Here is an 11,656-nt window from a genome sequence, read left to right as displayed (position 1 = left end):
GGCCGGTCCGTTCGGACCGGCCCCCGCGAGCAGCGGTTTGCCTTTGCTGGTGTCGCTGTTGTCGCTGTTGCGTCAACGCGCCTTACTGCATGACCGCCATGGCCAGGGCGCGGCGAGCGCGGAGCGACGCGCGCTCGGCGCGACGCTGCATCCGGCGGGCCACGACCAGGCGGATCGCCTGGCGCTCGGCCGCAGCGGCGCGCTGCCGCTCGTGCATATGCGCACGAGCCAGGGCTTCTGGGATGAGTTGCATCTCTCGGGTCCTGTTCTGACGCGAGTCGTTCGCGCCGGTGGTGGTGAAGTCTGGAATCGCGGAGCCGGCGGGCTCGTTGGTGGACGGCTTCATCGGGGCCTGTTTCTTGGGGTCGTGCGTCAGGGGGCGATCGATCGTTCCTGTGATGTTCATGCCGCAACCGGGTTCTTGCGCGGGCGGCCACGCGGCCGCTTCCGGGCGACAACGACACCCTGGACGAAGAGCTCGCCGCCCCAGACACCCCAGGGCTCACGCCGCTCTTTGGCGCCGGCGAGGCAGGCCTCGATCAGCGGGCAGGTGCGGCAGAGGGACTTGGCGTACTCGACATCGGCCGGCGACTCGGCGAAGAAGACCTCCGGGTCGTAGGAACGGCAGGGGACGGGCACGCCGAGGTTCTCGATGGCGTCGTCGAGCGCGGTGAGCGCAGTGAGCGGGGTCAAGGTGGAGTCCTCCGTGGGGCCGGGCGGGGGGATCGTTTCGGAAGGCGGTACGGACGGGGCGTGCGCTTCGAGTTGCACGGTTCGTCTTCCTCGTCTGGTCGTTCCGGCCGGGTGGGCCGGGTGTCGGCTGGTACCGGGTTCTTTTCTTGTCCCGAGGCCCCTTCGCTCTGTTGTCCCTGGTCGGGGACAAACAGAAGGGCCGCGGATCCCGGGTGGGGTTCCGCGGCCCTGAAGGCGCCGGCCTGATCGCCGATCAGGCTGGATCACTCCAGGGTTCAGGCCCACGGAAGGCCCACATCGTGTGGTGCGTCTGCTTGCGGGATCCGGCACCGGCGGCCGCGAAGGCATAGGCGTGCGCCTGTGCCTCTACTGCTTCCAGTGCCTTCATCGGTCGCTCATTGCGCTCACGGACGGGAAGGCCCGCGAGAGACACGGCGGACGCCGGCCGGACGGCAGGAATGCCGAACACACCGGTGCCCTGGTTCGAGAAGCCGAGCAGGCACGTGGAGACGACCGAGCGATCGGTCATTTTGGCGGTGCTGACGGTGGTGGAGCTGGTGTTGATGCTGATCACTGGAATCGCCTCCTCTCGGCGTCTCTGGGACCGGGTTGAGCCGGTCCGTCGGTTGTTAAGTACAGCACGAAACCGGGGCCTTCGAGAAGGCCGCCGCTTCCGTGCTTAAGAACCTATGGGGATTGCTGGGGCATGCGCAAACTATTTTTTCGACGAGTTTGATTCAGTGCTCATCTTCCACTCCCTCAACGTCCTGACCTGCACAGATAGCCAGAACATCGGTTCCGAAGCGCTTGAGCTTGCGGGTGAGGACCCCTGGGATACCGGCCAGCTCGGCCGGAGTGGCCGGTACCGCTTCGGCGATGGCCATCAGCGTCTTGTCCGTGAAGACGCAGAAGTCCGGCTGCCCGCTGCGCTCCGCCTGCGCCGCTCGCCAGTCTCGAAGCCGCTGGTAAAGGCCTTCATCCATGTCGGAGGGGCAGTCCTCGCAGCGCATCAGTTTCATCTCGCCGGCGTCGGTGAGGGTGCGGCCGCACACGCGGCAGCGGGCCGGTTTGCGGTTCACCCGCCGGACCACGTCCTCGACACCCCCCGTGGTTCCGCGCACGACACCTCCGGTGCCCACGGTGCCGCCTCGGGGCGCGGCGTTGCCGGAGCCGGGGCGCAGGCCGTCGAGGAAGCGGCTGGGGCGGCGGCCCGGGCGGCCGCCGGGTGAGCGGGACAGTGCCCAGGAGACGGAGAGGTGCTCTCGGGCGCGGGTGACGCCGACGTAGAGCAGGCGGCGCTCCTCTTCGATCTGTTCGTCGGTCTTCGCGTAGGTGATCGGCATCATGCCCTCGGCGACGCCGACGAGGAGGACGACGTCCCACTCCAGGCCCTTGGCGGAGTGGAGCGAGGCGAGCGTGACGCCCTGGACGGGCGGGGCGTGCTGGGCGCCGGCGCGCTCGTCGAGTTCCGCGACGAGGTCGCCGAGGGTGGCGTCGGGTTTGGCGGCGGCGAAGTCCTGTGCGAGGTGGACCAGGGCGGCGAGGGATTCCCAGCGCTCGCGGACCGCGCCCGAGCCGGCGGGGGGCTGGCTGGTCCAGCCTTCGCCCGACAGCACGGCTCGTACCTGCGAGGGGAGGTCGACGGTGTCGTCCAGAAGCGCGTCGTTGCCGCCGAAGCGGGCTGCGCCGCGGAGCGCGATGCCCGCCTTTCGTACTTCCGGGCGGTCGAAGAACCGCTCGGCTCCGCGCAGTTGATAGGGCACCCCCGCGTCGGCGAGGGCCTGTTCGTAGATCTCCGACTGGGAGTTCGTACGGAAGAGGATGGCGATTTCGGCCGCGGGGACACCGGAAGCGATGAGATCGCGGACACGGCGGGCCGCGCCCTCGGCCTCAGCGGGCTCGTCCGTGTACTCGCTGTAGACGGGGTCGGGGCCCGGGGCGCGCTGGGAGATGAGCTCCAGGCGGTGTTCGGCGGCGCGGCCACGGGCCTGGGCGAGCAGGCCGTTGGCGAGGTGGACGACCTGGGGTGAGGAGCGGTAGTCGCGGACCAGCTTGACGACGGTGGCGCCCGGGTGGCGGGTACGGAAGTCGAGGAGGTGGTCGGGGGATGCGCCGGTGAACGAGTAGATCGTCTGGCTGGCGTCGCCGACGACGCAGAGGTTGTCGCGCTCGCCGAGCCACAGTTCCAGGAGGCGCTGCTGGAGGGGGCTGACGTCCTGGTATTCGTCGACCACGAAGTGCTGGTACTGGGCGCGGACTTCTTCGGCGATGTCGTGCCGGTCCTGGAGGATGGCGACGGTCAGCAGCAGGACGTCTTCGAAGTCGATGACCGCGCGGTCGCGTTTGAGGTCCTCGTAGGCGGCATAGAGCTGGGCGATCTCGGCCGGGTGGCGGGGCGCGTCGCGGCCGGCCTTGGCGGCGGCCGCCGCGTAGTCGGCGGGGACGGTCTGGGTGACCTTGGACCATTCGATCTCGGCTGTGACATCGCGCAGTTCCCCCCGGTCGAGGCGGACATGGCAGGCGGCCGCGGCGTCGGCGACGAGTTGGATCTTGCGGTCGACGAGCCGGGGCAGGCTGCCGCCGACCGCTTTCGGCCAGAAGTACTGGAGTTGGCGAAGGGCGGCGGAGTGGAACGTGCGGGCCTGGACGCCGGAGGCGCCGAGCTGGCGAAGGCGGCCACGCATCTCGCCGGCGGCGCGGTTGGTGAAGGTGACGGCCAGCACACTGGAGGGCTGGAGTATCCCGGCGCGCACGCCGTAGGCGATGCGGTGGGTGATCGCCCGGGTTTTGCCCGTGCCGGCCCCTGCCAGCACGCACACCGGACCGTGCAGGGCGGTGGCGACTTCGCGCTGCTCGGGGTCGAGCCCTTCGAGCACCGCGTCGGCCGCGTCCGGAACCTGCGGGAAGAGGGTGGAGTGCGTTGCTGGTGTCACCCCGCCATGCTGCCAGGTCGGCGGGGACGGGTGCGGCGGTTGTCCACAGGGAGCCGCCTGCAGTCGTACTGATGCGGGAATGGGCGCCCCGTCACGTGCGTTCCACCCACTGCGAACACGCACCCCCCAGCAGCGAAGGAGCACGAGAGACATGCCGGGCACTGTGACGATGTACAGCACCACGTGGTGTGGCTACTGCCGTCGGCTGAAGAGCCAGATGGACCGTGAGGGCATCGCGTACAACGAGATCAACATCGAGCAGGACCCGGCGTCCGCGGCGTTCGTGGAGAAGGCGAACGGTGGCAACCAGACGGTTCCCACAGTCCTCTTCCCGGACGGTTCGACGCTCACGAACCCCTCCCTGGCGCAGGTCAAGCAGAAGATCGCGGCCTAAAGGCGCTAGAGGGCCGTGCCCGGCTTCGGCAGGGGCTTGCCGTACCAGAGCTCGATCAGGCGGGCCGCAATCGAGATCCCGTAAGGGGGAAGTACTTCCCCGGACTCGAAGGCGGCCCGCAGTTCTTCGCGGGAGAACCAGCGGGCCTCGTGGATCTCGTCGCCGTCGACGTTGATCTCCGCCGAGGTGGCGCGGGCCATGAAGCCCAGCATGAGGCTGGAGGGGAACGGCCAGGGCTGGCTGGCGACGTACTCGACCTCGCCGACGGTGACGCCGGCCTCTTCGAAGACCTCGCGGCGTACCGACTGTTCGATGGACTCACCGGGCTCGACGAAGCCGGCGAGGGTGGAGAAGCGACCCTCGGGCCAGTGCACCTGGCGGCCGAGCAGGATGCGGTCGTCGTCGTCCGTCACGGCCATGATCACGGCCGGGTCGGTGCGCGGGTAGTGCTCGGCGCCGCAGGCGGGGCAGCGGCGGATGTGGCCGGCCGCCGCGATCACGGTGCGTTCACCGCAGCGGGAGCAGAAGCGGTGCAGGCGCTGCCAGTTCTCCAGCGCGACCGCGTGCACCATGAGGCCCGCGTCGCGGGGCGACAGGAGCAGGCCTGCCTCGCGCAGTCCCGCGGCTCGCGCGGACTGGTCCATGCGGCCCGGCAGTGCGTCCTTCTGCAGCGCGAAGTAGCTGACGCCGTCGTCGTCGGTGCCGAGGAAGTAGCGGTGTGCCTCGGTGAGGGGGGCTTCGAAGGAGGGGGTCATCACCAGTTCGGTGGTGCCGTCCTCCGTCTCGTCGATGAGGACCTGGCCGCCGGAGACCACGAAGGCGCGGGTGGTGGGGTGGCTCCACGCCGCTGCGAGCCAGGCTTCGTCGAGCCGGTGGTGGGCGGCCCGGTCGATGCCGCTCGGGGCGGTGAGTGTGATGGGACGGTCGGCGGTGTGATCGGTCCAGGTGGTCACGGGTGCTTCCAACTCCCCCGGTGGAATGGGTATGTCAGCGGGACGTAGGGCAGGAATCGGCGGCGTTTCGGCGGGCTTTGCGCGGGTGAGAGGGCTTTCAGGATGCATCGCGCCAGTTGTCCGAGAGGTCGCCCCACAGGTGGGCGGCTGTTTCGACGCCCTTGAGGAGAAGGTCGATTTCGACCTTCTCGTTGGGGGCGTGCCAGCCGTCGGACGGGACGGAGATGCCGAGGAAGAGCACCGGGGCGGCCAGGACTTCCTGGAGGTCCGCGGCGGGTCCTGAACCTCCTTCACGGGTGAAGCGGATCTCCTGTCCGAAGGCGCGGCCCATGGCGCGTACGACGGACTGGAGGGCCGGGTGGTCCAGCGGTGTCAGGCACGGGCGTGTGGCGGCGCCGAAGGTGATCTCGTGGCGGATTCCGGTGGGCAGTTGTTCGGCGGCCCAGGAGCGAACGGCTTTCTCGATGAGGTCGGGATCCTGGCCGGCGACGAGCCGGAAGGAGAGCTTCACCATGGCCGAGGAGGGGATGATCGTCTTGCTTCCGGGGCCTTGGTAGCCGCCGCCGATGCCGTTGACCTCGGCGGTCGGGCGGGCCCAGATGCGCTCCAGGGTGGTGTGTCCGGCCTCTCCGTGGACGGCCGACGACTTGGCCGTACGCAGCCACTGTTCCTCGTCGAAGGGCAGTTCGGCGAGGAGTGCGCGTTCGCGGTCGGTGAGTTCCACGATGCCTTCGTAGAAGCCGGGGATCGCCACGCGCGCGTGCTCGTCGTGCAGGGCGGCGACGAGGCGGCCGGCGGCGGTGGCCGGGTTGGGGACGGCGCCGCCGAAGGAGCCGGAGTGGATGTCCTGGTCCGGTCCGTGCAACTGGATCTCGCATTCGGCGAGGCCGCGCATGCCGGTGCACACGGTGGGGGTGTCCTCGGACCACATGCCGGTGTCGGAGACGATCACGACGTCGGCGGTGAGCCGGGCCGCGTGTTCCTCGACGAGGGCGCGGAAGTGCGGGGAGCCGGATTCCTCCTCGCCTTCGATGAGCAGCTTCAGGTGAACGGCTGGGGTGGTACGGCCGGTGGCGGCGAGGTGGGCGCGGACGCCGAGTGTGTGGAAGAACACCTGTCCCTTGTCGTCGGCGGCGCCGCGCGCGTGGAGGCGGTTTCCGCGGATGACGGGTTCGAAGGGGTCGGTGTCCCAGCCGTCCTCGCGGGCGGCGGGCTGCACGTCGTGGTGTCCGTACACGAGGACGGTGGGCGCCCGCGGGTCGTCGCAGGGCCATTCGGCGAAGACGGCGGGGGCGCCGGGGGTCGCCCATACTTCGGCGGTCGGGAAGCCGGTTTCGTGGAGTTTCGCGGCAAGCCAGTCGGCGCTGCGCCGTACGTCCACCGCGTGGTCGGGCTGGGCCGACACGGACGGGATGCGCAGCCAGTCGGCGAGGTCGTCGAGGAAGGCGGCGCGGTGCTGTGCGATGTACGTGCGGACGGCGCTGTCCGGAGTCTTGCTCATGGCCACGAGCCTATCCGTCCACGCGCGCGTGCCGGTCCGGCGGTTCTTCGGGGGCCGCTTCGTCCTGTGGTTCCTCCAGGAGGAGCCGCTCCAGGGCGGCCCGGTCCGGCAGGGCGTCGGGGCGGACGAGCTCGCCGCTGCGCACGTACAGGAAAGCGGCCTTGACGGACTCCAGGGGTACGCCCTGCTGCTCTGCCCAGGCGAGCCGGTAGAGCGCAAGCTGGAGGGGGTCGGCGGTGCGGGTGCGGTTGGTCTTCCAGTCGACGATCTCGTACGTCGTCTCGTCGCCGTCGCCTTCCTTGTAGACGGCGTCGATACGGCCTCGTACGACTCGTCCCGCGATCGCGAGCTGGAAGGGAGCTTCGACGCGGTGGGGCGTGCGGTGGGCGTAGGCGGTGCGTTCGAAGGCGTCCTTGAGGGCTTCCAGGTCGCGCTCGTCGGCGATCTCGGCTTCGCTGCCGGGCAGCTCGTCCGGCTCCAGCATGGGGAGGCGGAGTTCTTCGAAGCGGGCCTCGACCCAGGCGTGGAACCGGGTACCGCGGCGTGCGGCGGGCTGCGGCGGGTGTGGCATGGGGCGGGCCAGTTCCTGTGCGAAGCCGTCGGGGTCGGCGGCCAGACGCAGCACCTGCGAGGCGGTCAGGGCGGGCGGCAGGGGCACGTCCGTGACGCTCTCGCGGGCGTGCAGGAGCTCTCCGGTGAGGGCGTCGAGGTCGCGGTCCCAGGAGGCGATGGTGCGGGCTTCCTCGGGGGTGAGGGGCGTGGTTTCGGGAGGGTGTGGGCGGGCGTCCGGGGACGGGGTGGGGTGCGGGATCTTCGGCCGGCTCCGGGTCCATGCCTCCCAGTCGCCCGGGTCCTCGTCCGCGATGTCGGCCTCCTCGTAAGGGGGCTCGTCCAGGTACGGAGGGTCGTCGTCGAAGGGCGGTTCTTCTTCGAAACGGTCCTCCGCGTCAATGGTTTCGTCCTGTGCCGACGGGTGGGCCGCCTCGTGAGGGTGGCCGGACTCCAGATGGGCGAGCACCGTCTGCGCGGCTGCCCGTCGGCGTGCCAGTGCCGCGTCGTCCAGCGGAAGCGGCCAGGCGTGCTCGCCGGTGGCCTTGTGCAGCGCCGGGTTCGCCTCGTGCTCCTGGGGTTGGTCCGCCCAGGCCTCGATCTCGCCGTACCCGGCCGCGCAGTGCTCGTACAGGGCTTGCAGGAAGTCGGAGGGGCCGCGTGGCTTCTTCTGGGAGGGGCCCCACCAGTGGCCGGAGCCGAGCAGCAGGGACCGGGGGCGGGTGAACGTGACGTAGCCGAGGCGGAGTTCCTCGGTGTGCTGGTGGTCCTTCATGGCCTCGTGGAAGGCCTTCATGCTCCTGGAGTCCCAGGCGTCGATGTCGGGCAGTGTGTCGGCGTCGCCGCGCAGTTCGTGCGGCAGGACCTTGCCCTGGGCGGTCCATTTCTCACGGCCCTGGCTGCTGGGGAACGTTCCGGTCACGAGCCCGGGTACCGCGACGACGTCCCACTCCAGGCCCTTGGACTTGTGGGCGGTGAGCACCTTGACGGTGTTCTCGCCGCCGGGCAGGGCGTTGTCGAGGCCCTTCTCGTACTGGGCGGCCGTGCGCAGGAAGCCGAGGAAGGCGAGGAGGGTGGCCTCGCCGTCGTTGGCGGCGAAGGACGCGGCGACGTCGAGGAAGTTGGACAGGGTCTCGCGGCGGCGGGCGGCCAGGGCGTGCGGGGATGCGGAGAGTTCCACCTCCAGGCCGGTCGTGGCGAGGACTCGGTGCAGGACGTCCATCAGCGGGTCGGCGAGCGAGCGGCGCAGGTCGCGCAGTTCGGCGGCGAGTCGTGCGAACCGCACGCGCGCGTCCGGTGAGAACGGCAGGCCGTCGTCGTCCCCGGTGCCTCCCAGGGGTGTCTCCAGGAACGTGTCGAGAGCGTCCGCGAGCGAGATGACCTCGGCCGGATCCACCCCCTCGACGGCCGCGGCGAGCCGGCGGTCCGGGTCGTCGTCGGCACCCACGCGCGCGTGCGACACCAGGAGCCGGGCACGGCGCCCCAGGAGGGCGAGGTCGCGGGCGCCGATGCGCCAGCGCGGGCCGATGAGCAGGCGGACCAGCGAGGCGTTGGCGCCTGGGTCCTGAAGTACTTCGCAGACGGCGACGAGGTCGGCGACTTCCGGGAGGTGCAGCAGCCCGGAGAGGCCGACGACCTCGACGGGGATATCGCGGGCGACGAGTGCGCCCTGGATCTCGGCGAAGTCGGTCGCGGTGCGGCACAGGACGGCGATCTCGCCGGGCGCTTTTCCGGTGCGTACGAGATGGGCGATGGAGTCGGCGAGCCAGTCCATCTCCTCGGCGTGGGTGGGCAGCAGCGCGCAGCGCACCATGCCGTCGCGCTCGGCACCAGGGGCCGGGCGGAGGGCCTCCACGCCCGCGTGCAGGGCGCGCAGGGGCTCCGCGAGGTCGTTGGCGAGGTCGAGCAGGCGGCCGCCGCTTCGGCGGTTCTCGCTGAGCGCCTGTCGGGTCGCGGGGCGGCCGTCGGGGTGCGCGAAGTGCTGCGGGAAGTCGTCGAGGTTGGCGACGGAGGCGCCGCGCCAGCCGTAGATCGCCTGGCAGGGGTCGCCGACGGCGGTCACGGGGTGGCCGGTGCCGCCGCCGAACAGGCCTGCCAGGAGGATGCGTTGAGCGACCGACGTGTCCTGGTACTCGTCGAGCAGGACCACGCGGAACTCGTCGCGCAGGATGGCGCCGACCTCGGGGCGGGTGCGGGCGAGTGTCGCCGACAGGGCGATCTGGTCGCCGAAGTCGAGGAGGTCGCGCTCGCGTTTGGCCGCTCTGTAGCGGCCCACCAGTTCGGCCAGTTCCCGTCGGGCGGCGGCCGTTTCAGGGACCTTGCGCAGGTCGGCGTTGGTGAGTTTGGCGCGTTCCAGGTCGCGGAGCAGCGAGGCGTCGTAGGCGCGCAGCTCCTCGGGGCGCACGAGGTGTTCGGCGAGTTCGGAGTCGAGTGTGAGGAGGTCGCTGACGAGGTCGGGGAAGGAGCGGGTGAGCGCCGGGTAGGGGCCTGGAGCCTCGCGCAGTACACGCGCGGCCAGTTGGAAGCGGGTGGCGTCCGCGAGGAGCCGCGCGGTGGGTTCGAGCCCGATACGCAGGCCGTGCTCGGTCAGGAGGCGGCCCGCGAAGGCGTGGTAGGTGGAGATGACGGGCTCTCCCGGCGGGTTGTCCGGGTCGATCACGTCGGGGTCGGTGACACCGGCCTTGACGAGCGCGGTGCGCACGCGCTCGGCGAGCTCGCCGGCCGCCTTGTTGGTGAACGTCAGGCCGAGTACCTGTTCGGGGGCGACCTGCCCGGTGCCGACCAGCCACACGACGCGGGCGGCCATCACCGTGGTTTTGCCGGAGCCCGCTCCGGCCACGATCACCTGCGGGGCGGGCGGTGCGGTGATGCAGGCCGTCTGCTCCGGGGTGAACGGGATGCCGAGGAGCTCTTTGAGCTGTTCGGGATCGGTGATACGGGCGGGCACCTCAGAGAGGCTAGCCGCGTCCACTGACAGCGGACGCCGCATCGGCCGCCGGGCCGGAGGATGCGCTGGTCAGCACGTGTGGTGCGGTATGTCACTCGCGGTGTCGGTTGACGACGCGGCCCGCTGGTGCCGGGTCACTCGACCACGTGGCGTCCCTCGGACCGTGCGCTGCACGAGGCGCGGAACGCGCAGTGTGTGCACTGCTGTCCCGTGGTCGGTGTGAACCGTTCGTCGAGGACCTTGCCCGCGGCGGTGGCGAGGAGGTCGCCGATCCACTCCCCCGAGAGGGGCTGCTGCGCCTGCACCTTGGGGAGGGTTTCGCCGCCGTCCTTCTTGGGGGCGCCCTGGCGGAGTTGGACGAGTTCGGCGCCGCCCGGGTCGGGGCGTTCTCCGTCGAAGGCCTCGTCGACGGCGCCCTCGCGGACAGCGAGCTGGTAGACGGCGAGTTGCGGGTGGTGGGCCACGTCGGCGGCGCTCGGTGCTTGTTTGCCGGTCTTGAAGTCGACTACGTAGGCGCGGCCTTCGGTGTCCTGCTCGACGCGGTCCATGGAGCCGCGGATGCGTACTTCGTAGGAGCCCGCTTCGAGGGTGACGTCGAAGTCGTGCTCGCTGGCCACCGGGGTACGGCCCGCGCGGGCGCCGTTGGGATCGACATGCCACTTGAGGAACCGTTCGAGCGCCACGCGCGCGTGCTCCTTCTCCTGCGCCGACTTCCAGGGCGCGTCGAAGGCGAGCGCGTTCCACACGGAGTCGAGGCGTTCCATGAGGACGTCGAGGTCGGCGGGTGTGCGGCCCGAGGCGACCTCGTCGGCGAGGACGTGCACGACGTTGCCGAAGCCCTGGGCGGCGGTGGCGGGGGCGTCGGCCTTCACTTCGCGGCCGAGGAACCACTGGAGGGCACAGGTGTTGGCGAGCTGGTCGAGGGCGCTTCCGGAGAGCACGACGGGCTTGTCGCGGTCGCGCAGCGGCACCTTGCTCTCGGTGGGCTCGTACATGCCCCACCAGCGGTAGGGGTGCGCGGACGGCACGAGGGGACGGCCGTCCTCGTCGCCGAGCGCGGCGAGCCGCGCCAGGCGGCGGGCGGCGGCCTCCCTGAGGGTGTCCGAGACGCGGGGATCGACGGTCGTGGCACGCAGCTCGGCGACGAGAGCGGCGACGGACAGGGGGCGGCGGGGGCGGCCGGTGATGTCCTTGAGTTCGACGCCGAGTTCGGTGAGGAAGCGGGACGGCTGGTCACCGTCGTCGGCGGGGGCCTTCACCGCGGTGACGACGAGGCGTTCACGCGCGCGCGTGGCGGCCACGTAGAACAGACGGCGTTCTTCGGAGAGCAGCGCTCCGGGGGTGAGCGGTTCGCTGAGCCCGTCGCGTCCGATGCGGTCGGCCTCCAGCAGGGAGCCGCGGCGGCGCAAATCCGGCCACAGGCCTTCCTGGACGCCCGCGACGACGACGAGACGCCATTCGAGGCCCTTGGAGCGGTGTGCCGTCATGAGGCGTACGGCGTCGGGACGTACGGCTCTGCGGGTGAGCGTGTCGGCTGCTATGTCCTGAGCCTCGACCTCCTCCAGGAAGTTGAGGGCGCCGCGGCCGCCCGTGCGCTCCTCCGCGCGGGCCGCGGTCGCGAACAGCGCGCACACGGCGTCGAGGTCGCGGTCCGCGTTGCGGCCGGCCGCGCCGCCGCGGCGGGCG

The 11,656-nt window shown here is 70.9% G+C and carries 9 protein-coding genes; 1 reads left to right on the top strand and 8 read right to left on the bottom strand.

Annotated features, from left to right (window positions below; all coding sequences use genetic code 11):
* Nucleotides 1-82: 82 nt before the first annotated feature.
* The 4 genes from FGD71_RS36230 to FGD71_RS36215 all read right to left on the bottom strand — a co-directional run bounded on the left by FGD71_RS36230 (nucleotide 83) and on the right by FGD71_RS36215 (nucleotide 3,626).
* Nucleotides 83-406: a hypothetical protein gene (locus tag FGD71_RS36230; protein WP_119104791.1), complete on the bottom strand. Its 324-nt coding sequence runs from the start codon at nucleotides 404-406 to the stop codon at nucleotides 83-85.
* Nucleotides 403-771: a WhiB family transcriptional regulator gene (locus tag FGD71_RS36225; RefSeq protein WP_119104790.1), complete on the bottom strand. Its 369-nt coding sequence runs from the start codon at nucleotides 769-771 to the stop codon at nucleotides 403-405. The genes FGD71_RS36230 and FGD71_RS36225 overlap by 4 nt, the downstream gene beginning before the upstream one ends.
* 175 nt (nucleotides 772-946) lie before the next feature.
* Nucleotides 947-1,267 (bottom strand): hypothetical protein, encoded by a 321-nt coding sequence (locus FGD71_RS36220; protein WP_119104789.1) that lies wholly within the window; start codon nucleotides 1,265-1,267, stop codon nucleotides 947-949.
* A gap of 163 nt (nucleotides 1,268-1,430) precedes the next feature.
* Nucleotides 1,431-3,626 carry an ATP-dependent DNA helicase UvrD2 gene (locus FGD71_RS36215; protein WP_181359342.1) on the bottom strand — a complete coding sequence of 732 codons (2,196 nt, stop codon included), beginning with the start codon at nucleotides 3,624-3,626 and terminating at the stop codon, nucleotides 1,431-1,433.
* 151 nt (nucleotides 3,627-3,777) lie between these two features.
* Here FGD71_RS36215 and FGD71_RS36210 point away from each other — a divergent pair, with 151 nt between their 5' ends.
* Entirely contained in the window at nucleotides 3,778-4,020 is a 243-nt protein-coding gene (locus FGD71_RS36210) for a mycoredoxin (protein WP_119104788.1), read from the top strand.
* A 5-nt stretch (nucleotides 4,021-4,025) separates the two neighbouring features.
* On the opposite strand, the gene nudC is transcribed toward FGD71_RS36210, so the two are convergent.
* From nudC to FGD71_RS36190, 4 genes are all read right to left on the bottom strand, one after another.
* Entirely contained in the window at nucleotides 4,026-4,973 is a 948-nt protein-coding gene (gene nudC, locus FGD71_RS36205; RefSeq protein ID WP_181359341.1) for an NAD(+) diphosphatase, read from the bottom strand.
* 97 nt (nucleotides 4,974-5,070) lie between these two features.
* Nucleotides 5,071-6,474: a dipeptidase gene (locus FGD71_RS36200; RefSeq protein ID WP_119104792.1), complete on the bottom strand. Its 1,404-nt coding sequence runs from the start codon at nucleotides 6,472-6,474 to the stop codon at nucleotides 5,071-5,073.
* Nucleotides 6,475-6,484: 10 nt separating this feature from the next.
* Nucleotides 6,485-9,970, bottom strand: coding sequence for an ATP-dependent helicase (locus FGD71_RS36195; protein WP_162931322.1), 3,486 nt, complete (start codon nucleotides 9,968-9,970; stop codon nucleotides 6,485-6,487).
* Nucleotides 9,971-10,104: 134 nt separating this feature from the next.
* Nucleotides 10,105-11,656, bottom strand: a 1,552-nt coding sequence (locus FGD71_RS36190) for a PD-(D/E)XK nuclease family protein (protein WP_140936037.1), incomplete at its 5' end; no start/stop codon positions are given.

This window comes from Streptomyces sporangiiformans (assembly GCF_005768555.2).
In the GTDB taxonomy this organism is placed as follows: domain Bacteria; phylum Actinomycetota; class Actinomycetes; order Streptomycetales; family Streptomycetaceae; genus Streptomyces; species Streptomyces sporangiiformans.
This window is presented reverse-complemented; position numbering and strand designations above follow the sequence as displayed.